The sequence below is a fragment of the Paraflavisolibacter caeni genome, from assembly GCF_025628885.1.
In the GTDB taxonomy this organism is placed as follows: domain Bacteria; phylum Bacteroidota; class Bacteroidia; order Chitinophagales; family Chitinophagaceae; genus Flavisolibacter; species Flavisolibacter caeni.
On record NZ_JAOTIF010000018.1, the window covers coordinates 1 to 26,485 of the forward strand.

Below are 26,485 nucleotides of genomic sequence, written 5' to 3' on the forward strand. Positions count from 1 at the left end.
GCATGTGTTGCCAGCGCACGGGCTGCAATATGGAAAACTGTAGGGGTTAATTCGCCTGCAATCTTATACATATTGGGGATCATCAACAGCAGCCCCTGGGAACAGGTAAAGGTAGAGGCCAAGGCACCGCCCTGCAAGGCGCCGTGGATAGCACCAGCAGCACCGGCTTCGCTCTGCATTTCCATTATGGTAGGCACTTGACCGAAAATGTTAGTCCTTTCATCGCTGCTCCATTCATCTGCCCATTCACCCATGGCCGAAGAAGGAGTGATGGGATAAATAGCACAGACTTCACTGGTTTTGTAAGCAATATGAGCTGCTGCCTGGTTACCATCTATGATTTCAGTAATACTCATTCTCTTGTATTTTATTTGATCGTAAACTTTTATATAGCCTTGGGTTGATTTCGTATTTCCTGATGCGAAGGCCCAAAATTCTTTCTGTAATGCCCATGATCTCTGCAGCCTTGGCCATATTGCCCTTAGTGCCAGTGAGCGTATCAATGATCATCTGTTTTTCTACTCCCTCCAATACCTTTTCCAGTGTGCCTTTTCGCTCTGTATGAGACGATTCGGCGGTTTGCAACGTGGGGGGAAGATTAACGGAGCGGATCACTTCATCGGTACTTAGTATGCATGCCCGTTCAATACAATTTTCCAGTTCCCGGATATTGCCAGGCCATTTATACAACATCAGCAGGTCGATGGCACAACTGGAGATCCGCTTGATCCTTGAACCATTGATCCGGTTAAACTTGGCTACGAAATGGTCTGCCAGCGCAGGAATATCATTTCTCCGTTCGCGCAGTGGGGGTACATAAATGGGAAAAACATTGATGCGATAAAACAGGTCCTCACGAAACTTATTCTCCTTTATCAGTTCTTCCAGGTTGCGATTGGTTGCAGCAATAACACGCACGTCTGCTTTCAGGGTTTTCGTACCACCCACCCTGTCAAACTCTCTTTGTTGCAATACCCTCAACAACTTTACCTGGGTGGAAAGGGGAAGGTCACCGATCTCGTCCAGGAAGATGGTACCCTTCTCAGCCAATTCAAAACGTCCCTTTCTTAATCCTTCCGCGCCCGTGAAAGAACCTTTTTCATGACCAAACAATTCACTCTCGATCAGGTTTTCAGGTAATGCGGAGCAATTAACTTTTATGAAAGGCATGCCTGCCCTGGAACTTGCATTATGAATAGCTTCCGCTATTAACTCCTTACCCACTCCACTTTCGCCACGTATTAAAACCGTTGCATTAGTAGGTGCCACAGTATGAAGCAATTGATATACTTCCTGCATCTTACCTGAGTTCCCGATAATATTCGCAGGTTTATTGATGCCTCTCAGCGCCTCACTCAGCTTCTCATTTTCACGTTTCAACTTTTCCAACTCCTCAATCTGCTCCTGTCGCATTTTCACAGATTGTGCAATCAATGAACCTATAATACTCAGTGTTTTCTGATCTTGTGAAACTGAGAAATTATCAGTTTTGAATCTGAAAATACTGATGGTGCCAATCGTTCCATCATCTGCCTGTATGGGCACACAAACAAAAGAAGCACCCTGGTTTCTTAACAGATCAAATCCTGTCTTGTTCAAAAAACGACTATCCTTCGATATATCCGGAATCACTATAGAGCATCCGGTTTTCACCACCATTCCCGTAATTCCCTCACCCAGGCTGTAAACGCCCCTGGCCTTTGCCTGCGGGGTCAAACCATAAGCATCTTCAATAAATATCTTAGAAGACTTACGGTTTAAAATGGTGATCATACTGCGCCGCGTATTAATGTATTGGCTCATCAACTCCAGGATTGGATACATGACGTCTTTAATATCCTTTGTTTGATTCAGGAGGCTACTAATGCCAAACAATAAGGGCAATTCGGATTCCCCGTAACAATCCCTGCCCCTTCTAACACAACAAGCTAACATAGCATATCAATTTATATATGTCATGGTAAGCATCGATAGCAGGAAAGCCAGATGGAAAACAATCAGGAACGCTGTGTCGAACACGTTCAAAGCTATCAATATCCAATATGAAATAAACTGACACACATCATTGTGAAAATTATTTAATATCTTCTATTACTTGTTGCATTCTTGGTAATCGGCAATAGTGAAGTACTAAACCGTACATTAAACCAATTCCATATCCAAAAGGAAGAAAGGCGCAGATCAGGCCTACCGCCAATGCCGTAAACAGGTCGTTTTTTTGCGTTGCGACATCTTTGATCAGGGAAATCAATGTAAGGCTTTCGAAAAACAGGATCACTCCCAATACCGGCAGCGGGAATAATTTGACGATAATTTGAAAATTATCCGAAAAGAACAGGCCCGTGATCAGAAAAAAACTGCCATAGATCACTATAGAGCCCGCCGTGCGTGCCCCAAATATGTAATGACCGGCCATACCGCCGGAACCATGACAAGTAGGAATACCACAAAAAAATGGATTGATGATATTCATCAGTGAATAAGTCATGCTGATCTTACTGGCCGTTAGTTTCTTTTCCGGAAACAAGTCACGCACAATTTGCCTGGTTGCTAAAATGGAATTTCCCAGTGAAAGGGGAATCTGTGGCAGTGCGAGAAGGAAAAACCCGGTAAGCATGTCTGCCATTTTAAAATGATAATGCAATTGAGGCCAATGAAGTTTGATCCCAGATATGATCTTTCCGGACTGAACATCAGTCCGGAAAATAGCATATACAACACCCAATAGAATGATAAAGATAGCAGGCGGATACTTTCGGTTCCCTAACAACAGAAGTCCGACAATAAAGGCAACGCCTGAAAGAACATACGCTTCTAAAGAACCAAGGCCAATGTAATTCTTAATCGCCAGCATGCTCAACTGGATACCCAGCCCAAACTGAATACCACGAACAACAGGTTTTGGAACCAGTACAGCCAACTTCTCGATCAGCCCCGAAATTGTCAGCAGGAACATGATGATGCCTATAACCAGTCCGCCAGCGAAAATGACATCACCAGTAAGTTTCTGTGCTATGACAATGGTAGCGAATGCTTTTAGAGGCTGTACAGACATTGGTATACTATACTTAACAGCAGTCAACACCTGCATCAGGCCAAACATGATCAAAGCACTTGCCGTATCAATACCAGAGGCCAGGATAATCCCTATCAACAAGGGCAAATCTGTGCCTATATCACCGAATGATCCTGAGAGTTCATTACGGTCAAATTTTATTTTTCCTATACGCATCATTTTCTTGCTTTATGAATTTCTTTCTTACTCATTTTTTAAAACCTGGTTGTGCTCTGGCTTCATCTCCCTCCCGTTACTTCCAATCGCTAAACCCGGTTCGGCTTCATCAATTCAGGTTCTTATCCACCAATTCCTTTACTGCTCCAAGCACTGAGATCATTTCATTGATATCATGATCTGAAATTGTTTTTCTATGGTAATCGATGAGGGAACAGATCTGCTGCACGTCATCGAAATAGTACATTTTCTGCACGATACTTTCATTGACCTCGACCAGGGACTTCATTTCATTGATCATGTTTTTCAGCGTATGACATTGAGGTAGTTGGTTCCTAGATGTAAGAAAGCCCATAAAGTATTTCTCCATAGAAATGGAAATCAGATTGTATAAGATTTCGTTGGTGAAGACCTTTTTCTTCTTCACTCCACCTACGGCCACTTTATAAAATTCATTGGCTTCTTTGATAAAACTGTTTGGAGTAGCATCACTGATCATAAACAGGAGTTTGTATGATGAAATAATATAGATTGAATTTCATGATGGCAAGCCAATCTTATACAACAATCAGGAATAGATGCTTGGATATAATAAAGACAGGAACCATTTAAAATTCGAAGCGTTCCTTTATGTAGGATTTGGTCCCTGTCTTTATCATAACGAACTGTCACCAATAGTCCTTCAAGCCCCCCTTACATATTCATATACAGGTATTCCACTTCATCGGGAGAAAGTGCCCTCTTCCACTGTGCAGAGATCTCCTTGATTTCATTAAGGATCTCGTTTGATTCTTCCCTGGTAAGGAATATTGATTTGCTTTGTAAGAACGAGATCAGGGCATGCCTGCCGGAATGTTTCCCAAATACGAACTCTCCCTCCTCACTCCCTATAGAAGCAGCATCAATGATCTGGTAAGTGCGCCGGTCTTTCAATAAGCTGTTGGTATGAACACCCGACTCATGACTTAATACTTTCCCGCCTGTTATCGGCTTGTCTTCTGCCAGCATTCTTCCTGAGGCTTCGCTCACCAATTTAGAAAGCCGGCTTAGCACAGTTGTTTTAATATTGTGTTGAATAACAGAGCTTAACTCAAGCGCCATCACGACTTCTTCCAATGCAGCATTACCAGCACGTTCGCCCAGACCATTCACGGTAACACTGGCAGCATCAGCACCGGAGCTTAATGCCATAAAAGTATTAGCGGTAGCCATACCCAGATCATTGTGCCCATGGAACTCTATAGAGATTTCCGGGAAATGACTCCTGATCTTTTGAAAGAGCGTTGCTGTTGAAACAGGGTTAAGTATACCTACTGTATCCGCTATACGTATCCTGCAGGCACCTTGTTGCATGGCCTCACTCATATAGTCGTACAGAAAAGAATATTCTGTGCGCGAAGCATCCTGTGCACCAATAGCAATGTATTCAAAATGGTCACGGGCATACTGCATCAACTTCGGCATTGTTTTCATGATCCACTGCCGGTCCTTGCCCATAGCTTTCAGATGAATATCTGAAACGGGAAATGAAATATTCACACCATTGGTTGCGCATTTGCCAGCTGCCTCCAGGTCTTTCATGGTAGCACGGCACCAGGCCACTGTTTTGAAGTGGAATCCTTCTTTGCCAATCACCCTGATATCTTCCACTTCCTGAGCACCAATGGCCGGCGCTCCAACTTCCACTTCTGGTATACCGGCTTCATCAAGTAATTGAGCGATCTGTAACTTTTCCTTTTGACTGAACACAACGCCAGGAGCCTGTTCTCCGTCCCTCAGTGTCGAGTCAATCAGATGAATTGCTTTTGTGAGCATTGAAAGTTCCTCCTTTTCTTTTAGGTTATTGAATTCTTTACCGGGGGATGGCAACCGTGTTCTTGCCTACAGATTGAATAACATTTATCCTTAATCAGAAATTAAATACTTATCTACAGCTTTGCCTTCTTCCAATGCATCCAATATTTCATCAACAGCATCTTCATCAACAGCTCCATACCAATAGTTATTGGGATGAATCACCATTACAGGACCTTGTGCACAAACATTCAGGCAACCCGTGCTGGAAACGGTTACATCCATACCACGATCTGCCGCTTCTTCTATCATGTATTGAATAATAGCGGGTGCATTCTTTTTGTTGCAGGCACCTTTTGCATCACCTGCTATGCGGTAAGAGTTGCACAACAGAATATGGAACTCAGGCTTTTTCATGTCTGAAATTTTATAGTTTGTTATTGATGATTGATTGTTTTATGCACACCCTGTCGCTGTGCCCCTGCAGGTAGCGCCACATTTAAAGGCATCAGCCTTTTGTACCGTCTTGATGGCTTTCCCATTGTATACGCCATCAAGACCGGCATCGATGATACCTGTCATTTGAATGACCCTGATACCCGAGGCTTGTAAAATTTTCAACGGCTTCTCACCTACGCCTTCAACTAAGATCGCGCGGCAGTCTTTCAATGTCTCAGCCAGCTCTTTCCAGCGGCCGTCACCCGTACCGGATGCCGGGGTATCCCGCTCTTCGACAAACTGGAAACCATTTGCTGTCTGTTTGAAAATGTATAGAGAATCGGCTTCTCCGAGGTGCATGTTGACAAGGGCACCTTCACGGGTAGCAACGGCAGCATTAGGACGGTCTTCTGTAGGAACTACAGGTCTGAGTGCAAACTCCTGCAACATGTCGTACGCGCCTTGGTAATCCTGGCCAAGCAGGCCTGCAGCATCAGCCCTGCAACGGGCGCAGTGGGTCATAAGGTTCAAATGCGCTTTTGCCTGGCTGCGCACGGATGACATCACAGCACTGGAGGGCTTCTCAATGCCTTCAAAGACAGTATCCTTTGTAGGCACTACCGGGATACAGTTCATGATGTCTGCACCAAGTGCTGACACAGTTTTGGCTACTTCTTCTATATGGTGATCATTGATACCAGGCAGAATAACAGAATTGATTTTTACCGTGATACCCTTCTTCTTGAGCAGCGGAATGCATTCGAGTTGGTTTTTCAGGATCAACTGGGCGGCGGCAATACCCCGGTAAATCTTCTTTTCATAGCGAACCCAGGAATAGATTTGACTGGTGATGGTTGGATCAACAGCGTTGATGGTGATGGTTACATGTGTAACACCTAATGCTGCTATTTCATCAATGTATGTCTTCAGGTTCAATCCATTGGTAGACAAACAGAATATCTTTTCCGGAAAAGCCTGCTTGGCCAGCCGCATCGTTTGAAGGGTTTCTTCCGGGTTGGCAAATGGGTCGCCCGGACCAGCAATACCAATCACAGAAAGGTTCTCAATATGCTTATTTAGTTCTTTTAAGTATTCAGCAGCTTGCCAGGGACTTAGCACTGCAGAAGTAACGCCTGGCCGGCTTTCGTTTACACAGTCAAACTTGCGGTTGCAATAATTACATGAGATATTGCATTTAGGAGCTACAGGCAAGTGAACCCTTGCATGGGTATGCCGGGCCTTCACATCAAAGCAAGGATGAGCGGCAATTGTGTTTATCTCTGTCATAAGCAGTTTTTTTAATTAGTTAATTCCCTATATATACTTATACCCTACGCTTGAATGTTCCTGTTTGTATTCAATCAGTGCATTGGTGATGCGGTCAAATAATTGTTGCGTGCCTTTGTATCCTATGTGCTGTACCCTTTGGCCCCCAAAGCGGTCGTGAATGGGAAAACCAACACGGACCAGTGGCTTACCCATTCGGCGACTGATATAGTATCCTTTACTGTTGCCTATGAAAATGTCAGGCTTCAACTCGTCGGTGATCTCATTGATCCCTTCAAAGTCCATTTCATTCATCACCAGCATGTGCTTCCTTTTGCCCCCTGTTACGGTGTCTATGGCAGCTTTCAACTTTCCACTTGCCCCACCAGACGCCACCAGCACAGTTTCAATCCCGATTTCTTCCAGGAAGGAAACAATACCAATCACAAGATCTTCTTCTCCGAACACTACAGCACGTTTTCCAAAGTGATATTTGTGGCCATCCACATAAGCATCAATCAGCCGGCCTCTTTCACGCAGGTGTCTTTCAGGTGTTGGCTTTCCAGAGATATCTTCCAACACTTTGAAAAAGCGGTCAGTTTCTTTTAATCCAATAGGTAAACCGCCTTTGTAAAAAGGAATGTCGTAAGCCTGCCGCAGCCATTCAGCTGCCGTTTGAAATTTCTGGTTACCCTTGAGGCTATCTTTATACCTCCCCTGTTGAAAGACGTATCCCAATTCAATGGAAACTTTAGCTGACCCGGTAAGTTTGAGCTCACCAACAGAAGTACCTCCTTCGGGGATCAATTGATATTCCTTCCAGTGAGGATTATCAAGCGTATCAGAATAATCCGGAAACAATACATATGGAATGCCAAAATCACTCAAAATATCTTTCAGATGACGGATATCTTCCGGAGATATAAAACCCGGGAATATATTGATATGACCTCCGGTTTTCCCCTTCCTTGCCAAAGCAGAAACAGTAGCTGTAACAGCATGGTGAAAACCATCCATATGCGAACCTTGATAACTGGGGGTGGAAGCATGCACAAATTCCGGCAACGGTTTATTTCTGTTTGCGGCACGGTATTCGCGTATAAATCCATGAATATCCTCCCCGATGGTTTCACTCAAACAAGCAGAAGCAATACCAATGACTTCCGGTTGGTATTGGGCGACCAGGTTGTCAACGCCAGTACTAAAGTTGGCACGTCCGCCAAAGATGGTAGTCTCTTCACTGAAGTTGGAAGAAGCAATGTCCACAGGTTCTTTGTAATGACTGATCATGTACCTGCGGATGTAAGTTGCACATCCCTGCGAACCATGGATCATGGGAACACAACCTTTAATACCCTTGAACACAATGCTCGCACCTAGCGGAGCACACAACTTGCACGCATTGCGTGTAGAAGCCCATGTGCCTGTATTTTTGATTGCACCAGTCATTGACGAACGATTTTAATATTCGATTGTATACTTCCTTACCTTGTAAATTGCCATACCGGACTCATAGCAGTAGCATATATTTCTTTTGCGAAATTGATCATGCCCTCATAACCGGCGAGCGCCTCTTTACGTTCGTGATTGTGATCACAAAAACCAAGTCCCAGCTTATAGGCAATAGGACGTTCTTTTACTCCCCCGATAAAAATGTCGGCACCTGTTTCCTTTACGAATGCGGACAACTCTATGGGATTAGAATCATCAACGATGATCGTACCTTCATCACACAAGTTTTGAATGAGTTCGTAGTCTTCTGTTGTACCGGTTTGTGAACCCACCACTACAGTTTGCACACCGATTAAACGTAATGCTTTGATCAGTGAAATTGCTTTGAAGGAACCACCTACATAAACAGCGGCTTTCTTTCCTTCCAGTTTTTCGCGATACTCTTTGAGCACAGGCATGAGGCGACCAAATTCTTCTCTTACGATTTCCTTTGCTTTGGACATCAATGCAGCGCTTTTAAAAAACTTAGCTACTTCATACAAAGCATCTGACATATCTTCCAGGCCGAAATAAGACACCTTCATAAAAGGAACCCCATACTCCTCCTTCATGATCTTAGCCAAATACATCATCGAACCGGAGCACTGTACTACATTCAATGAAGCCTTGTGCGCGCTGCGTACATCATCTACCCTGCCATCGCCAGTAATAGTAGCATTTACATATATACCCATGCGCTTATAATAATCCAGCAACAGCCATAACTCACCGGCAATGTTAAAGTCGCCAAGGATGTTAATGCTGATCTCCGGCACCTCTCGATCTCCTGTTCCCACCAATGTTGCCAATGCCTCACATGCTACTTTATAACCGTCCTTTTTAGTGCCCTGGAATCCGGGCGCCTGCACCGGAATCACAGAAAGGCCTTTTTCTTTACTTACCCTTTTGCAAACAGCTTCCAGGTCATCGCCAATCACACCAACAATGCAAGTGGAATAAACAAAAGCGGCTTTCGGCTGGTAACGAACAATCAGTTCGACCAAAGACAGGTACAACTTGCTTTCACCACCAAAAACAATGTCTTTCTCTCTTAAATCGGTTGAAAAGCTTAGGCGATGGATTTCTGGCCCGGAAGACAATGCACCCCGGATGTCCCAGGTGTAAGCAGCACACCCTATAGGCCCATGAATGAGATGCAAGGCATCTGCAATAGGATACAATACTACGCGGGAACCACAAAATACACAAGCCCGCTGACTTACCGAACCTGCTACGCTGGGACGGGAACAAAGCATTTCATGTTGATCTGCTCCACTGCGAAAGATTTGCCTTTTACGTTCTATCAGAAACGAGCTCATGCCTTTGTGTTTTATGTGGGGGTTACATTGTCAACTCAACTTTTTCTTCTCTACATTCACGATCTTCTTTATCGAGGATGGCATTCAGGATACTTGTGAGTAAACGCATCGCTCCAGTATAACCAACCGCAGGGAAATAGCTATGCCCAACGCGGTCCAGAATAGGAAAGCCCATGCGTATAAACGGAATGTTTTCATCGCGGGCGATATACTTGCCATAAGTATTTCCGATCAACAGGTCCACCGGCTCTTGTTTGATCCATTGGTGGAGCAGGAACATATCGGCCCTCTCACCGTTTTTGTATTTTGCTTCCGGAACTTTTTCAGTAAGCAGGGATTTCATAGACTCCTCGAACTTCTTGCCTGGTGTACCACTGACAATGTATACAGGTTTCATATCCATAGTGAGCAAGAATTCCGTAAGCGGAACCAGCGTATCAGGATCGCCCCATAAAGCAACACGTTTGCCGTAGAGGTATTTGTGCATATCGGCGATCATATCGATCAGGCGTCCGCGTTCTTCTGTGATCGAATCAGGGACTTTTACTCCGGCTGCACGGCTCAAGGCTACAAGGAATCTATCTGTAGCTTTTAAACCGATTGGTAAATCTTGTATGCTGAATTTTACTTTGCACTTGTTTTCCAACAGGGTAGCTGCTTCTTCACTGCAAAAGGATCCAAGACCAATGGTGTACTTGCTGTCACCTGTGCTGATCAACTCGGGTATAGTGACACCTCCTTTTGGATAGAACTCATGCTTTCCTGTCATAGGTGTATCCAAAACATCGGATGTATCCGGAAACAAAACAATCTTAGCGCCCATAGTTGCTGCGATTCGCTTGATCTCTCGCATATCACTGGGTTCTACCCATCCGCAAATGAGGTTTACCTGGTCTTTTTTAGTAGCGCTCTTCGCAGAGAAATATTTCACCATGGATGTGACCATGTTGGCATAACCAGTAACATGGGAACCTACATAACTTGGCGTATTGCAATGGATCACATACTTACCGGCAGGAACATAATTTTCATCTCTTGCTTTCTGCAGAATTTGGTTCACATCATCACCAATGGTTTCAGAAAGACAGGTAGTATGTACTGCAATCACATCGGGATTGTAAACGGTAAAGATGGTTTCAACTGCCTGTAACAAGTTTGCCTGTCCCCCAAAAACCGATGAACCTTCTGTAAATGAGCTGGTAGCAGCCATTACGGGTTCTTTATAATGGCGCGTAAGTGCACTTCGGTGATAGGAACAGCAGCCTTGTGAACCATGACTATGAGGCAGGCATCCATGGATACCTAGTGCCGCATACATGGCCCCTATGGGCTGGCAGGTCTTAGCAGGATTCACCGTGAGCGCTTCCCTTTCGATGATCGTGTCTGATGTATGACGTAAAAGCATAAAATTTTCTTCTTTTTGATGATTTAAACTGCGAATTCTGCTTCAATAACTGGTTCTGCTTCCCAGGGAGCTTTGATCATTTTCCAGATGCTGGTATTGACGATCATATCAATATCCTTGTAGAAATTAACGGCGCCTCCAAAGCCTGCATAAGGGCCACCATAGTCATAGCTATGAAGCTGCTTAAGTGGGATACCCATTTTCTGAACACAGTATTTTTCTTTGATACCTGCACAGAATACATCCGGGTGATAGGCTTCTATGAGCTTCTCCATTTCATAATGACTCAGGTCATCGATAACCAATGCACCTTTTGCCATATCAACCATCATACCTTCGTAATCGTTGAAACCACAGCCTTTGCTTTCGAGCTCAGCTTTCCTTTCTTCTGTGATACGGGGGTTGAAGCGGGTTTCATCAGCCTCAATAGTTAATTCCTCAATATTGCGGCTATCGGCATCTATTTGAATGGTGGGAATGACGCGGCGACCTTCATAGTCATCGCGATGGCCGAATTCATAACCGGCAGCAATAGTGCTCATGCCTAACTCAGTAAACAACTCCTGGTAATGGTGTGCGCGTGAACCGCCCACAAACATCATTGCCAGTTTACCCTGTGTATGCGGATAGATCACTTCCAGTTCTTTCTTCACAATTACCATTTCTTCAGCGATCACTTCTTCTACACGATCGATCAACTCCTGGTCGCCAAAATATTCGGCAATCTTACGAAGTGATTTGGCAGTAGCTTCAGCACCAATGAAGTTGACTTTGAACCAGGGAATACCGAATTTCTTTTCCATCATTTCAGCCACGTAGTTGATAGAACGGTGACACATCACTACGTTCAGGTCGGCCATGTGGGCACGCTCAAATTGTTCGATCGTTGAGTTACCACTAAAGGAGGAAATTAGCGTCAAACCACATTTTTCGAAAATGCGCTCCAACTCAAATGCATCTCCACCAATGTTATATTCACCCAGCATGTTTACTTTATACTTGCCTTTAGGCGCTTCATCACGCAAACCAATTACGTGTTTCATGAGAGCGTTGTTAGCGATGTGGTGACCGGCACTTTGGCTGACACCTTTATAACCTTCACAACTGAACCCGAAGATGTTGATACCGAGTTCTTCTTTCATTTCACGCGCAACAGCATGCACGTCGTCACCGATCAAACCTACAGGGCAGGTAGAAAAGATGCCAATGCTTTTAGGTTTGAAGATTTCAAACACTTCGCGTACAGCCTGCTTTAATTTGATCTCACCACCGAAAACGATATTGGAATCCTGCATATCTGTAGAGAAGCAGTAGTTCATAAAGTTTTCTGATTCCGGAGTTGGCGGCAGTGTTTGGTTGCGACGCGTTAGCCAGGCATAAAAACTACAGCCTATAGGTCCGTGTACAAGGTTTACAATGTCACGGGTTGGCCCTAACACCACACCCTTACAGCCAGCGTATGTACATCCACGTTGGGTAATGATGCCCGGAATCGTACGCACATTTGCCTGGATCTTTTGAAGTACTTCTGCACCGTCATGGACAACGATCGATTTTTCTCTTTTCTTGGCAACTTTCTTTGGATATTTTTTCAATACCTCCTGTTTCCACCTTTGTGGATCCATCTCTATATGAGCCATAAATAGTTAGTTTAAATTAATCTAATGTTTTGTCGCCCTTTTCAGCAGTACGAACGCTTACTGAATCCAGCGCTTCCAGGATGAAGATTTTTCCGTCGCCGCTTTTTTTAGTTTGATTCGTATTGATGATGGTCTTTACTGCTAAATCTTTTTTATCATCGGAAACCACTAGGGTGATCATCCGCTTGGCTTTTAACCGGGATTTTACCAACACCTCTTCACCCTCAGCATCTGCAACGGGCAATTCTTCTGGTTGGCTGTTGATTGTATTGCCCCGTCCCAAAACGCCCATAGCGGTAAAAGAAGGGAGGCCAGCATCGGACAATGCCTTTTTGGTCTCATTCATTTTGCTGATGCGAATAATCGCCAGGATTAATTTCATGCGCTTTTTGTTTTATTCAATGAATGATTACCTGTTAGTTCTTAGAAACAGCTTCAACTTGTACACTAGCTTCTGTTTCTTTTGCACCGCTTGAAATAGTATAGCTTTCTATCACAGGTGTGATAAAGATCTTTCCATCTCCAAAAGCGCCTTTTTCAGAAGTACGGGCTGCCTGAATGATGGTATTTACGACAAAGTCTTTATCAGCATCTTTGATGACGATCAACAATAACTCTTTAGGAAGCTCGTCATAAGTGATGTTTCCTACCTTTAAACCACGTTGTTTACCGCGGCCGAATACTGACATTTTGGTTGCTCCAGGAAAACCTGCATCAATGAGTGCTTTTAATACTGCACCTGACTTTTCCGGACGAACGATTGCTCTTATAAGTAACATGATATTATTTCTGTTTGTATTTAGTAATGGGGTTGATATCATTCATCAATTCACCACGCCGTATTCGATCAGCAGGCTTTCCAATTCTTCAATCTCAAGTGGCTTTGGAATCACAAACATTTTATTTTCATCGATCTTCCTGGCTAGTGCGCGGTATTCATCTGCCTGTCCATGGGTAGGGTCAAAATCTATTACTGTTTTGCGGTTGATCTCGGCACGCTGAACCATATTGTCGCGAGGAACAAAATGGATCATTTGAGTACCCAGTCTGCGGGCAAACTCCTCAATCATGTTTTGCTCGTTGTCTACTTTACGACTGTTGCAGATGAGTCCGCCCAGGCGAACGCCACCGGCTTCAGCAAACTTTACAATGCCTTTACTGATGTTGTTAGCGGCATACATGGCCATCATCTCTCCAGAACAAACAATGTAGATTTCCTGCGCTTTACCTTCCCGCATAGGCATTGCAAATCCGCCGCATACAACGTCACCCAATACATCGTAAAACACATAATCAGTATCAAACTCGTTTTCATCGTAAGCACCTAATTGCTCCAATAGGTTAATCGAAGTGATGATACCACGACCAGCACAGCCTACACCAGGTTCAGGACCGCCAGACTCAACGCAACGGGTTCCTCTAAAACCTGTCTTCACAACGTCATCCAGTTCTACGTCTTCACCTTCTTCCCTCAGTGTATCCAATACGGTTTTTTGTGCGAGACCACCTAACAAGAGACGTGTAGAGTCAGCTTTGGGGTCACAACCCACAACTATAACCTTTTTCCCTGCTTCTACCAGGCCTGCCACTGTATTTTGGGTAGTGGTGCTTTTCCCAATACCACCCTTGCCATAAATTGCTACTTTTCTCATAATCCAGTTTTTTGCTTTTGCTGGTTTATTGGCAACCAAAGTGCCGTAATTGACACACATAATTACCTACTTTAATATCTTATTTTTTATAGCATTGATTTACACAGCATTGCATCTTTTATATTTTTTTACATATTATTTTATCTAATACCTTGATCATTAAAAAACTACATTTTTGTAGGAACTTGTTGAAATTGCATACAATTTCGTAACCACAAATAACTGACACACAAACACTTATGATTACAATCAGTTTTTAGGACCTGCCCCTGTAAGTACATTTGTACAGTCAGACATTTTCAAATATTCAAAACCAATACTTATGGCATTTAAAATATTAGATAAATGCATCAACTGCGGAGCTTGTGAATCGGAATGCCCCAATCATGCTATTTATGAAGGCGGAAGGAAGTGGACCATTGGAAAGGGTACTAATATCAGTGGATTCTTTGTACTAATGGACGGAACAGATGTTGCCGCTGAACAAAAGATGGCACCTTATTCATCAGACGTATATTATGTTGTACCTAGCAAATGCACCGAATGTCAAGGATTCTTTGACGAACCTCAATGTGCTTCGGTTTGCCCGGTAGATAGTTGTGTTCCGGATCTGCTATACCCGGAAACAGTCGATGAATTATTAAGCAAGAAAGTAAGACTGCACGGTTAACCAAAACCAACTACCGGTTTTGGTTATCTTTTTGCATGTATTGCAGGAAACAGCTACATGCAAAAACCAACACTCAAAGGCATTTGGGAAGTTTTAAAGGATTCGTATAAAGGGTTTACAGACGATAAAGTCCCAAAGCTGGGTGGTTCATTAGCATATTTCACCCTTTTTTCATTAGGGCCTATGCTGCTGGTCATTATTTACCTGGTAGGTATATTTTTAGGGAAACAAGCAGTTGAAGGCTCACTCACTAGCCAGATCCAGGAAGTAGTAGGTGAGGGCGCAGCACTTCAACTTCAGGAGATCATCAAAAATATATCTATAAGCAAGCAGGGTAAGGTAGCTGCCATTATTGGTATCATCACATTATTCATTGGTGCCACTTCTGTTTTCGCAGAAATACAGGACTCCATCAATGGCATCTGGCATTTAAAGTTAAAACCAAACCAGGGCTTGATGAGAACGTTCCTCAAACGCCTGGTTTCATTTGGCGTTATTGCAAGCCTCGGCTTTCTGTTCCTGGTATCATTGGTCGCTACAGCGCTTGCAGAAGCACTGGGAAAAACCCTGAAGGAAATGATTCCAGGGGCCGGAGTGGTCATTTTTTATATCATTAGTCTTGCGCTCACATTAGGCATGGCCACCTTATTGTTTGCCATCATTTTCAAAATACTGCCAGACGCCAGGCTAAAATGGAAAGATGTGTGGCCAGGTGCTATCGTGACAGCCATTTTATTTATGATTGGCCGTTTCGCCATATCGTTCTACATAGGCAAAAGCGATATTGGAAGCGCTTATGGCGCAGCAGGCTCATTGGTTGTATTGTTGGTGTGGGTATACTACTCCTCTCTGATCCTGTATTTTGGAGCTGAGTTTTCAAAAGCATATGCCATTAGATTTGGATCCGGCATCCGTCCCCGGGACTATGCTTTTTCTGATTTGCAACCCAATCAACAGGTAAAAAATTTCCATAACCCCAACTCATAAAATCCCAAGATTTCGAAATCTCCAAATCAGCAACTCCTTAATGTCCCATTAATCTTCTATACTTGTATCTTTAATAAACCGCATGAAACTGCTGATCAAGCCACTGCAAATATTATACACCCTATATGCCCTGCTGCTTTTCGTAGTCATCATGCTGCTGGTTTTTCCGTTCGTTATCATAGCTTCATTTTTCGGCCGTATAAAGGGAGGAAATGCTATTTACCGCATTTGCGTGTTGTGGGCCGATATCTGGTTTCCGTTGGTCTTCATCCGGCATAAAAATATTTTTGAGCAAAAGCCCCGTCAACACCAGTCTTACATTTTTGTTGCCAACCATATCTCCTACCTTGATGCGGCCCTGATTGTCAAAACTTTTCGACATCCTCTGCGGGCGCTGGGAAAAGTGGAACTAAGCAAAGTGCCCATATTTGGCTATATCTATAAGAAAGCTATTGTCACCGTCGACAGAAGTTCTGCTGCGAACCGCTCGCGCAGTGTTCATATATTAAAGTCTGTTTTAAGAAAAGAAATTTCAATCCTTGTTTTCCCGGAAGGCACATTTAATGAGACAGAACATCCGCTGAAACACTTTTATGATGGCGCTTTTCGCATTGCTATTGAAACAGGTACGCCCATCAAACCAGTCCTGCTCCTCGACTCTTACGACAGGATGCACTACAAAAGCCTGTTTACATTCAACCCAGGCCGGAGCCGTTCTGTTTTCCTCGAGGAAGTTCCCACAAAAGGACTGCACATCAAAGACACTAAGCACCTGAAAGAAAAAGTATTCAGTTTGATGGAAGCCAAACTGATTGAATACAAGGCCTCATGGATCAAAACGGGAAAGATACCAAGTGAATAAACAGCAGCCAAACCCCTGATTTCGCAATAAAGGTTCTTTCATTATTTGCATTTATTTTCCAAATTTCATATATTACTCCCTGCATTCTCAAGGAATTATATATTACACTCTATAATCCACAGAAGCAACCTAAAGCACATACAATATTTTGTGACTTTGATCGTCTTTAGAACTAATTCATTTAAATAAATTTACACATTGACCGTAGCTAACCAGGTCCGAAATATAGAAAACCCATAGTGAGATGAAACCTAAATTTTCTAATGTCGTATTGGCTGATGATGACACCGACGATCAGATGTTTTTTGAAATGGCCCTTCGCGAAGTAAGCAAGGATGCTGAACTGAAGGTCTTTAAGAATGGCGTGGAGCTCATGAAAGCACTGGACCAACCCAATGCGGAACACCCCGATATTATTTTCCTGGATCTGAACATGCCTAGGAAAAATGGCCTTCAGTGCCTGGAAGAAATACGCCAGCACGAAGATCTGAAGGCGGTCACGGTAGTGATGCTGACAACCTCTTTGAGTCAGATGGATATGTATAAGGCCTATGATAAAGGGGCCTGCTTGTTTGCCAACAAACCCGCAGAATTATCAAAATGGACCGACCTCATCAATAAAGTTTTCACATCAGATCCAACGCAATTGGAAGCTGTTATTGATTAATGTTATATCTGCCAAAGCTAATCTTCATTGAAATGGTGTGATACCTATCTTCGTGCCTCTTTATGTACGCCGAAATCATCATACCACTAGCACTGCCTAAAAATTACACCTGGGAAATCCCGGAAGAATTCCTGGATAAACTCCAGCCAGGCATCCGTGTGGAAGTAAATCTCGGTAAGAATAAACGATACGCAGGCATTGTGAAGCTCATTCACGATCGGGCACCTTCCACTTTTGAGCCTAAAGAGATATTGAATGTGCTGGATCCACAACCGGTTATTCAACCCTACCAGTTAAAGTTCTGGGAGTGGCTGGCCGAATATTACATGTGCTCTGAAGGTGAAGTAATGGCTGCCGCACTGCCCTCCCATTTTAAGTTATCAAGTGAGACCGTAATTGTCTTCAATGAAGAATATGGAGATGACTTTTCAGACCTTGATAATGAAGAATACCTGGTGGCTGAAGCCTTGCACATCAAACACGAACTGCGTCTCACTGAAGTACAGCAAATATTGGATGTATCGCATGTTTATCCAATCGTGAACCGACTGATTGGTAAAAAGGTTTGCTTTGTTTGGGAGTCCTTGAAACAGGCATACGCACCCAAAAAAGAAACCTTTGTCTTGCTGGAACAGGAATACAGCAATGAAGAAAAGCTGTCCGAACTGTTGAACAACTGGAGCCGTGCTCCTAAACAAATGGAGCTGCTGCTTAGTTACCTCCACCTGATGAAAACACAAGGTGAGGTGTCTAAAGCAGAATTGCTGAAAAAATCTGGCGCCAGTGATGCGCAACTCAAAGCTTTAACCGATAAAGGAATTCTAAGGGCTGAGAAACGCAGCGTAGACCGCTTACATTACCTGCCCAAAGATGTGTCGATTGATTTTGATCTAACGCCTGCACAAGGTGAAGCCTACCAGAAAGTTACAGAATGCCTGGACAGCAGGCAGGTATGCCTGTTGCATGGCGTTACCTCCAGCGGGAAGACACATGTATACATCAAGTTGATGGAGCAATACATCCGCAAAGGATTGCAGGTATTATACCTGTTGCCGGAAATTGCGCTTACCTCGCAAATCATCCGGCGCTTGCAAAAGCACTTTGGTGGCTACATTGGCATTTACCACTCCAAGTTTAGCCAGAATGAACGGGTGGAGATCTGGAACAAGGTAAAGTCTGGCGAAATGAAGATCGTATTGGGTGCACGTTCTTCCTTATTTCTCCCTTTCCTGGACCTTGGTCTGATCATCTGCGATGAAGAACACGATACCTCTTACAAGCAGCAGGATCCTGCTCCGCGCTATAATGGCAGGGATGCGGCCATTTACCTAAGTTCCATAACAGGAGCGAAAGTATTATTAGGCAGTGCCACACCGTCGCTGGAAACCTATTGGAATGCAAAGAATGATAAATACGGGCTGGTAGAATTACTGGAACGCTTTGGCGAAGTAAGAATGCCCTGGATTGAAATGGTAGACACCCGCAAAGTCCCCAAAAAGCAGGGCGAGAAAGTGATGCTTTCTCCTCCATTGCTGGATGGCATTAAAGCTACTATTGAAAAAGGCAGGCAGGTGATCCTGTTCCAGAATCGCCGTGGCTATACCCCTTACCAGGTTTGCTCTGTTTGCGGCTGGATCGCGCAATGTCGCAATTGTGATGTGTCACTGACCTATCATAAATACAGCAACAAGCTCAAATGTCATTACTGCGGCAATATCTATCCTCCTACCCATACCTGCCTGGCATGTGGAAGCGATAAACTGTTGCAAAAAAGCTTTGGTACAGAAAAGATTGAAGAATTGCTGGAAACAGACCTGCCCGACGCCAGGATCAGCCGCATGGACTTTGACTCTGTGCGCAACAAAAACGCTCATGATGTATTAATCCAGCAATTTGAACAAAAGAAGATCGATGTATTGGTCGGAACACAAATGGTGGTAAAAGGCCTCGACTTTGACAATGTAGACCTGGTAGGAATATTAGATGCAGACGGACTCCTGCATTTTGCCGACTTCCGTGTCAATGAAAGAGCCTTCCAATTGATGGAGCAGGTAAGCGGTCGTGCAGGCCGTAGGGATGGCGCCGGCAGGGTGCTGATCCAATCCGGGAATCCCTCACATCCTGTGCTGCAATTCGTAGCCCAACACGACTACACCGGGATGTACAACGAAGAAATTGAAAAGCGGCGCATGTTTTTCTACCCGCCATTTTCCCGGGTTATCCACCTCACTTTCAAGCACAAGGAAAGAGACATTGTGATGGAAGCGGCCTACGCCTATGCACAGGCTTTGGAAGTCCCCTATGGGAAGTATATTGTTGGCCCTGCTGAACCAGTGATTAACCGCGTACGTAATATGTTTTTAATGGAAATGCTGCTCAAGCTGCCCCGCGACAGCCAGACCATCGCCAAATGCAAAAGCGACCTATTGAAGCAGGCCGCCATCCTTCATGCCAATAAAAAATTCAGAACAGTGGTTGTCGTGCCGGACGTAGATGCAATTTAAGGGAGGGTGTTAGATAATATTCACCTCTCTCTCCAGTTCTACTCCAAACTTGTTCTTTACAGATTGAACAATCTGTTCACTGAGTTCGAATATTTCTTCTCCTTTGGCGTTGCCATAATTTACCAGTACCAGTGCCTGCTTGGGATAGCAGCCCGCATCACCTTTGCGATACCCCTTCCAGCCGCACTGCTCGATCAGCCAGCCTGCGGCGAGTTTGGTGTGTTGCGTATCAACAGGAAAAGCTACTATTTTGGGGAATTGTTCTTTCAGTGATTGGAATTGCTCGTTGGGGATTTGCGGGTTTTTAAAGAAGCTTCCTGCATTGCCCTCAATTTTCCAATCTGGCAGTTTCGAACTCCGGATGTTGATGACGGCCTGAGAGATCACCTGTATGCTCAATTCCTTTACCCCCATTTTATCCAGTTCATGCCGAATGGCACCATAACTGGTATTGAAGACAGGCTGCTTCCGTAGACGGTAGGTAACAGAGGTAATGACAAACTGGTTTTTGTACTCCCTCTTGAACACACTTTCGCGGTAACCAAATGCGCAGTCTGAAAGGGAAAACTTCCGGAAGGCCTTATCACCTAAATGAAAGGCTTCCAGTTCATAAAAGACATCCTTGATCTCCACACCGTAGGCTCCAATATTTTGCATGGGAGAAGCTCCTACGTTACCAGGAATAAGGGACAGGTTTTCTACTCCAGCGTATTGATGTTGCAGGCAGTAAAGTACAAACTGGTGCCAGTTCTCCCCCGCACCTGCTTTCACATAAATAAAATCTTCATCTTCTTTGATTACCTCAATGCCTGAAACTTCATTTTTCAAAACCAACCCGTCGAAGTTTCGTGTGAAAAGCAGGTTGCTGCCTCCGCCAAGAATGAGGAGTGATGATTTTAAATTATGGAGTTGGGGGTCAGAAATGATTTCTTCCAGCTGCTCAGCGGATTGAAATGCTGTAAAGTATTTTGCCTTTGCCTCAATGCCGAAAGTATTATAGGGTTTGAGCGAGATATTTTCCTGCAGGTTCATAAAACAAAGCTATACTTCTCGAGTTATCAAAATCAGAAGCTTCCAAAAAAGTTTTTATGCTTCAGCAACAAAAGAAGATTTGAATGACGAATGGGAAAAAGGCATAATGCAAAGCCCTCAACTTTCATACAGTTGAGGGCTTTGCATTAAAAAATATTTAGCCAAGGCACCGCCGCGCTGCCCTCTCCGCCTTAGGCGGACCGGGGTGAGGCTGGATGTGCGGGGAATTACCTATAATCATCCTCCTCGTCCTCATCAAATGAAGAAGAGGTCTGGATATTGAGCATACTGCCCATGAGATCTTTAAATTCTACTGAAGTTTCGAGTATCTTCTTACTGATCAACGAATAGGAAGCGAGACCGTGGAGGACAAACTCCATGAGCAGTGCTGCTTCTCTTTCATTGGCATGCGGGAAAACTTTCTTCACCAATGCATGCAGCCCGTCCACCTGGTAAAGCTGGTTGATCTTTTCCCTGTCTTTGGTACCGAAGAAGATATTCAGGTGATGTCCCTTGTCAAACCAACTGATGACAGATTTGTAAGGATTTTCATCGCCGGGGGATGATTCGCCCTTTTGCCTTGCCCTCTTTTTCAGCAATTCAGGATTGGGAAAATATTGGATAAATTGTGACCGGATGGCTTTATCCAGCAGGTTCATGGCTACCTGATATGGTCCTTCCTGCTCCCCTTCATAAACCAGCTCTATTTTACCTGTAATGGCGGGAATAATACCTACCAGGTCACTGACCCATATTTGAGTTGATGATTCGTTATTGATGATCAACCGGCGCTCGGCGGAACTGAATGCATTTTCATACGCCGAAATGGTAAGCCGGGCACTCACCCCGCTCTTCTTATCCACAAACTCACTGCTTCTCGCCTCAAATGCCACCTGTTCTATCAGGCGCTTCAACAGGTCGCTAACGGCAATCTTCTCCTTTTGTTCGGGTTGCACTTCAGCCTCTTGCTCCGTTATTTCCAATGCATGTTCCAGCGATTTAGGATAGTGGGTCAATATCTGGCTTTCGATCCGGTCCTTTAGTGGTGTCACGATAGAACCCCGGTTGGTATAGTCTTCAGGATTGGCTGTAAATACAAACAAAATATCAAGCGGCAGCCGCAGCTTGAAACCGCGTATTTGTACATCGCCTTCTTCCAGTATATTGAACAGGGCCACCTGTATCCTTGCCTGGAGGTCGGGTAATTCGTTGATGACAAAGATGCTGCGGTTGCTTTTGGGAATAATGCCATAGTGGATCACTCGTTCATCAGCAAAACTTAAGCGAAGGTTGGCGGCCTTGATGGGGTCAACGTCACCTATCAGGTCGGCTACACTTACATCAGGTGTGGCCAGTTTTTCGCCATAGCGGCTGCTGCGGTGTATCCATTCAATTGGAGTATCCTCACCTTTTTCCAGAATAAGGTCTTTGGCATATTTGGAAATAGGATGCAGCGGGTCATCGTTGATCTCTGAACCGGTAATAACCGGGATATATTCATCCAGAAGGTCAACCATTTGCCTGGCCATGCGCGTTTTAGCCTGCCCGCGCAAACCAAGGAATAGAATATTGTGCTTGCTCAGCAATGCTCTTTCCACGTCGGGTATTACAGAGTCATCGTAACCAATGATCTTTGGAAAAGTCACATCTTTTGCCTGCAATTTTTGTATCAGATTTTGCCTGAGCTCTTCTTTTATGCTCTTAGGCTTGTAGCCTGCCTCTTTTAATTCGCGTATTGTATTAATTCTTTTAATATCCATCATAGCTGTCTGGTTATTGTATAGTCTCTGATCGTTTAATTGATTCACAAGGACGGGTCAGTAAACAGTTTTCCTCTTGCCACTTTCGAAGTCTCTGAAAATAAAGGCGCCGAGGCGATCCAGGGTGGCAAAGAATGCTTTGCCGTTATTAGTTTCGGTGAACTCCTGTACAAAACGTTGCAGGTAAGGATCTGTTGCGATCATAAAGGTAGTAATCGGAATTTTCAGCTTCTTGCATTGAGCAGCTAAATTCAAACAGCGGCTAGTGATCTTCCTGTCCAGGCCAAAACTGTTTTTATAATACCGCCTGCCTACTTTCAGACAGGTGGGCTTACCATCGGTGATCATGAAGATCTGCTTATTTGGATTTTTACGCCTGCGTAGTATATCCATTGCCAATTCTATGCCCGCTACCGTATTCGTGTGATAGGGCCCTACCTGCAGGTAGGGGATGTCCTTGATCTCTACCGGCCAGGCATCATTGCCAAATACTACAATGTCCAGCGTATCCTTGGGGTACTTGGTAGTAATGAGTTCACTTAAAGCCATGGCCACCTTTTTAGCCGGTGTAATACGATCCTCACCATACAAGATCATCGAGTGCGAAATATCGATCATCAATACGGTTGAAGTCTGGGATTTAAAATCAGTTTCACGGATCTGCAGATCGTCCTCCTGCATCGTAAACTCATCAAGACCATGATTGATCTGTGCATTGCGGATGGACTCAGTAAAGTCGATCTGTTCCAGCATGTCGCCAAAGATGAAGGGGCGGGTTTCAGGGCTTTCCTCATCACCCAAACCGGGTTTAAACGTAGTATGGTCGCCCTGCTTGGTCTTTTTCAGTTTACCAAAGATCTCTTCAAGGCTCCTTTTCCTGATACCTTGTTCTGTTTTAGGTGTTATGATGATCTCGCCTCTTTCCTGGTCTTCTGTAATATAGCCTTTATCTTTCAGTTCATCCACAAAGTCACCCATGCCATATTGGTCATCAGTAAGTCCGTATTCCCTGTCCAACTGGTTCATCCACTGCAGTGCCTCTGCCACATCACCATTAGTATAAGTTAGCAACTGGAAAAACAAATCCAGCAACTGGTCAAATTTGCTTTTCCCTTCCGCATCAGGATCAAATTTTGAAAAATGAAAACCTTTCATCACACAAACTTTTACACTTCAATCTACAACAAATCTTGGTTGTTTGCGTGTTAAAAGGGATTTTATGTTTGGGATATTACTGATGAGAAAGGAGGAGAATGGCGGTGAACGGGACGAGAAGGAGGTGAAGGGATGAAAAGGTGGTGGGGGGATGAAGGGGAGGATAGATGACAGATGGTAAGTGGAAGAAGATGGTGGACGATAAGAAGGGCCGTTAGCTGAAATGGATGAAATAAGAAGAGGCTGCATCAGACTTTTGATACAGCCTCTTCTTCATTAATATTTAGATGGAGATCTCTTACTTCAGTTTATACACTTCGCTGCCTGCCAGGAGAAAGCATCCCAAACCATAATCTTCGAAGTCAGGCTTGCTGGTATAAGTTACAGGCTGTCCATCCTTGGGCTCTTTACCGGTGCCTTGTACAAAGCCCAGGAAGCCATCTTTGTGCACAGATTCTTTAACCATAGCATTCCATGCTTTCGTAATAATTGGCATATAGGTGTGTTTATCTAAGATGCCGTGGTTGATACCCCAGGCGAAAGCATAAGTGAACAGGGCCGTACCGGAGGTTTCTTTTCCGCCAAAGTTGGTAGGATCGTGCAGGCTCGCATTCCAGAAGCCATCTTCCCTTTGAATAGGAATCAAAACAGTTGCCATGTCTTTAAAATCCTGCAAGTATTCGTTGTAATGAGGATCAGACTTCGGCAGCATTTGCAGTGTACGTGCCAGGGCTGCGATCACCCAACCATTTCCACGGCTCCAGTAACAATCTTCTCCGTTAGGTTCTTTATAGGGTGGAACGAAATCTTTGTCTCTCCACCACAGACGATCAGCATGATTATACAATCCATTGCCCCCATGCTTGTATTTGGCAAATGCGTACAAATCGTACATTTTGTGGAAATAATTTGTGTCGTTGTACACAACACCCAGGCGAACAAATACCGGCATTGCCATTTGAATGGCATCGATCCAGTTCCAGTCATCACTCTTATCGCTTTGCACCATCAGGTCGATGCTGGCTTTGGCGTCCTTGATCCTTTCGGGTTGTTTGTCTATCAGGTACAGGTCAATGTAAGTTTGGCCGGCACATTGGTCGTCGGCGTTACGGGTGGTGATACCGTTGCGAAAGCTCCAATTGTGTTTTTGACCCCACGATAATGCATAATCGTAATACTCTTTTTTCTTGTCAATAGCATACAATGCCATCAGTCCTTCGTAATACACGCCACGGGTCCAGATGTTGCTAGGGCGCTCACGGTTGGTGACAATGGATTTGCCCGGGTCAGGCCACTTCTTCATAAAATAGGCATTAGTAAGCCTGAGCGGCTTCAATATCTTCTTTTTGGAAGGCAGCTTGGAAGTCAGCTCTTGGGCATCGGCATTCACAATCGAAAGAACAAAAAGGCCCAAAAGCAGGAGCATGTTTTTACAATTCATAAGGAAACCTCGTTATAAAAGGTGCATAAAATTAAGACTCGAAGAAAGACGAAAAGTTGATTATAGGCATCCTGTGGTGTCCTGTGAACGACAAATAATTCGTAACTTAATATTAATTCCTTCCCTTCCAATTCTACATCCCCTTATTAAGACTGCCATTTGTTCACCCAAAAACATTAAAATGAAAAAGCTATTGCTGCTTGGCCTACTCATACCTCTATTGAGCATGAGCCAGACAAGAACTGTCGTGTCCGCACTTCGTGTTTTTCCTAAACAGGACAAGATTGCGGAATTTGAAAAGGCATTAACAAACCATGCGCAAAAGTATCATACGGGCACATGGAAATGGAGGGTATTTACCATTGAATCTGGCCCTGATGCCGGAGGTTACCATATTGTAGAAGGACCAAGCACTTGGGATGAGATAGACAAAAGAGGCAATCTCGGCGCCGAACACATGAACGATTGGCTGAAGAATGTTGCAGCCCTTACAACAGAAAGAGGTTCTTCAAATTACTCTGTTTACCGGGAAGACTTGAGTTCAATCCCATTGACCGATTATACAGATAAGATCGCCATTACACATGTTTTTCCAAAACCGGGACGTTTTCCTAGCGTGGAAGAAAATTTAAAAATGGCGAAAAAAGCATGGGAAGCCGGCAATCAGACCGTAGCCGTCTATGAAGCCAGTGCCTCCGGACCGGCACAGTTTGCGCTTGTTTTTCGATACAAGCAAGGACTAAAGGAACGGGAACAGAATTTTAGAAAGCCATTTAAGGAAAGGTTTATTAGTGCATTTAGTGAAGATGCCTATAATAAGTACCTGGAAAACATTACAAATGATACCAACAGCAGTTGGAGTGAATTGTTGTTTTACCATGCTGAATTTAGCTCTAAGTGAAAATTAAAGCGTCACTTAGATTTATAAAATTGGAAAGGCTGGAGCAGAAAGCGCTTCCAGCCTATTTCCGAGTTGCAATACAACGCTTCTAGTCAACAAATAGCTTTGTTATTCCTGCACTATTTGCCGCCCACTCTTTTGTATATACTTCATCTGCATCTACAACGTTTACTACTTCCAAATTCTGGGCTTCAGCTTTCATCATTAACAACTGTCCAACGCTTAATTTGGGATCAATTTAAATACCCAGGGGATGAAGGATTGGGAAT

At 44.1% G+C, this 26,485-nt stretch carries 24 protein-coding genes; 6 read left to right on the forward strand and 18 right to left on the reverse strand.

Features of this window, described 5'->3' with window-relative positions:
- The 14 genes from OCK74_RS18495 to nifH all read right to left on the reverse strand — a co-directional run.
- Positions 1-356: hypothetical protein (locus OCK74_RS18495; RefSeq protein ID WP_279298558.1), on the reverse strand; the 356-nt coding region annotated here is incomplete at its 3' end.
- A complete protein-coding gene (locus tag OCK74_RS18500; protein ID WP_279298559.1) occupies positions 343-1,935 on the reverse strand; it encodes a sigma-54 interaction domain-containing protein in 1,593 nt (530 codons plus the stop codon). The genes OCK74_RS18500 and OCK74_RS18495, both read right to left, overlap by 14 nt.
- 139 nt (positions 1,936-2,074) lie before the next feature.
- Positions 2,075-3,235, reverse strand: coding sequence for a putative sulfate/molybdate transporter (locus tag OCK74_RS18505; RefSeq protein WP_279298560.1), 1,161 nt, complete (start codon positions 3,233-3,235; stop codon positions 2,075-2,077).
- Between the two features lie 106 nt (positions 3,236-3,341).
- Positions 3,342-3,731 carry a hypothetical protein gene (locus OCK74_RS18510; RefSeq protein WP_279298561.1) on the reverse strand — a complete coding sequence of 130 codons (390 nt, stop codon included), beginning with the start codon at positions 3,729-3,731 and terminating at the stop codon, positions 3,342-3,344.
- Between the two features lie 194 nt (positions 3,732-3,925).
- Positions 3,926-5,047 (reverse strand): homocitrate synthase/isopropylmalate synthase family protein, encoded by a 1,122-nt coding sequence (locus OCK74_RS18515; protein WP_279298562.1) that lies wholly within the window; start codon positions 5,045-5,047, stop codon positions 3,926-3,928.
- A 90-nt stretch (positions 5,048-5,137) separates the two neighbouring features.
- Entirely contained in the window at positions 5,138-5,443 is a 306-nt protein-coding gene (locus OCK74_RS18520) for a (2Fe-2S) ferredoxin domain-containing protein (protein ID WP_279298563.1), read from the reverse strand.
- Between the two features lie 39 nt (positions 5,444-5,482).
- Positions 5,483-6,751 (reverse strand): nitrogenase cofactor biosynthesis protein NifB, encoded by a 1,269-nt coding sequence (gene nifB, locus OCK74_RS18525; RefSeq protein WP_279298564.1) that lies wholly within the window; start codon positions 6,749-6,751, stop codon positions 5,483-5,485.
- A gap of 27 nt (positions 6,752-6,778) precedes the next feature.
- Positions 6,779-8,179: a nitrogenase component 1 gene (locus tag OCK74_RS18530; protein WP_279298565.1), complete on the reverse strand. Its 1,401-nt coding sequence runs from the start codon at positions 8,177-8,179 to the stop codon at positions 6,779-6,781.
- Between the two features lie 35 nt (positions 8,180-8,214).
- Positions 8,215-9,540 carry a nitrogenase iron-molybdenum cofactor biosynthesis protein NifE gene (gene nifE / locus OCK74_RS18535; RefSeq protein WP_279298566.1) on the reverse strand — a complete coding sequence of 442 codons (1,326 nt, stop codon included), beginning with the start codon at positions 9,538-9,540 and terminating at the stop codon, positions 8,215-8,217.
- A 22-nt stretch (positions 9,541-9,562) separates the two neighbouring features.
- Positions 9,563-10,945, reverse strand: coding sequence for a nitrogenase molybdenum-iron protein subunit beta (gene nifK / locus OCK74_RS18540; protein ID WP_279298567.1), 1,383 nt, complete (start codon positions 10,943-10,945; stop codon positions 9,563-9,565).
- A 23-nt stretch (positions 10,946-10,968) separates the two neighbouring features.
- Positions 10,969-12,585: a nitrogenase molybdenum-iron protein alpha chain gene (gene nifD / locus OCK74_RS18545; protein ID WP_279298568.1), complete on the reverse strand. Its 1,617-nt coding sequence runs from the start codon at positions 12,583-12,585 to the stop codon at positions 10,969-10,971.
- Between the two features lie 16 nt (positions 12,586-12,601).
- Positions 12,602-12,967, reverse strand: coding sequence for a P-II family nitrogen regulator (locus OCK74_RS18550; protein WP_279298569.1), 366 nt, complete (start codon positions 12,965-12,967; stop codon positions 12,602-12,604).
- Between the two features lie 34 nt (positions 12,968-13,001).
- Complete coding sequence (locus OCK74_RS18555; RefSeq protein ID WP_279298570.1) at positions 13,002-13,364, reverse strand: P-II family nitrogen regulator; 363 nt, start codon at positions 13,362-13,364, stop codon at positions 13,002-13,004.
- 45 nt (positions 13,365-13,409) lie between these two features.
- A complete protein-coding gene (gene nifH / locus OCK74_RS18560; protein WP_279298571.1) occupies positions 13,410-14,237 on the reverse strand; it encodes a nitrogenase iron protein in 828 nt (275 codons plus the stop codon).
- Positions 14,238-14,559: 322 nt separating this feature from the next.
- Here nifH and OCK74_RS18565 point away from each other — a divergent pair, with 322 nt between their 5' ends.
- The 5 genes from OCK74_RS18565 (at position 14,560) to priA (ending at position 19,927) form a co-directional block, all read left to right on the forward strand.
- Positions 14,560-14,907 carry a 4Fe-4S binding protein gene (locus OCK74_RS18565; RefSeq protein WP_279298572.1) on the forward strand — a complete coding sequence of 116 codons (348 nt, stop codon included), beginning with the start codon at positions 14,560-14,562 and terminating at the stop codon, positions 14,905-14,907.
- 57 nt (positions 14,908-14,964) lie between these two features.
- Entirely contained in the window at positions 14,965-15,894 is a 930-nt protein-coding gene (locus OCK74_RS18570; RefSeq protein ID WP_279298573.1) for a YihY/virulence factor BrkB family protein, read from the forward strand.
- A gap of 82 nt (positions 15,895-15,976) precedes the next feature.
- Positions 15,977-16,756: a lysophospholipid acyltransferase family protein gene (locus OCK74_RS18575; RefSeq protein WP_279298574.1), complete on the forward strand. Its 780-nt coding sequence runs from the start codon at positions 15,977-15,979 to the stop codon at positions 16,754-16,756.
- A 244-nt stretch (positions 16,757-17,000) separates the two neighbouring features.
- Complete coding sequence (locus OCK74_RS18580) at positions 17,001-17,423, forward strand: response regulator (RefSeq protein ID WP_279298575.1); 423 nt, start codon at positions 17,001-17,003, stop codon at positions 17,421-17,423.
- A 62-nt stretch (positions 17,424-17,485) separates the two neighbouring features.
- Positions 17,486-19,927 (forward strand): replication restart helicase PriA, encoded by a 2,442-nt coding sequence (priA, locus tag OCK74_RS18585; RefSeq protein WP_279298576.1) that lies wholly within the window; start codon positions 17,486-17,488, stop codon positions 19,925-19,927.
- Between the two features lie 9 nt (positions 19,928-19,936).
- On the opposite strand, the gene murB is transcribed toward priA, so the two are convergent.
- The 4 genes from murB to OCK74_RS18605 form a co-directional block, all read right to left on the reverse strand.
- Positions 19,937-20,959: a UDP-N-acetylmuramate dehydrogenase gene (murB, locus tag OCK74_RS18590; protein WP_279298577.1), complete on the reverse strand. Its 1,023-nt coding sequence runs from the start codon at positions 20,957-20,959 to the stop codon at positions 19,937-19,939.
- Between the two features lie 227 nt (positions 20,960-21,186).
- Positions 21,187-22,722, reverse strand: coding sequence for a MoxR family ATPase (locus OCK74_RS18595; RefSeq protein ID WP_279298578.1), 1,536 nt, complete (start codon positions 22,720-22,722; stop codon positions 21,187-21,189).
- Positions 22,723-22,776: 54 nt separating this feature from the next.
- The gene (locus OCK74_RS18600) at positions 22,777-23,874 is read right to left on the reverse strand and encodes a vWA domain-containing protein (protein ID WP_279298579.1); all 1,098 of its coding nucleotides are present in this window, start codon (positions 23,872-23,874) and stop codon (positions 22,777-22,779) included.
- Positions 23,875-24,172: 298 nt separating this feature from the next.
- Positions 24,173-25,300, reverse strand: a complete 1,128-nt coding sequence (locus OCK74_RS18605; RefSeq protein WP_279298580.1) for a glycoside hydrolase family 88/105 protein — start codon at positions 25,298-25,300, stop codon at positions 24,173-24,175.
- Positions 25,301-25,496: 196 nt separating this feature from the next.
- Between OCK74_RS18605 and OCK74_RS18610 the strand changes: the two genes are divergently transcribed.
- Positions 25,497-26,216: a hypothetical protein gene (locus OCK74_RS18610; protein ID WP_279298581.1), complete on the forward strand. Its 720-nt coding sequence runs from the start codon at positions 25,497-25,499 to the stop codon at positions 26,214-26,216.
- Positions 26,217-26,485: the final 269 nt, after the last annotated feature.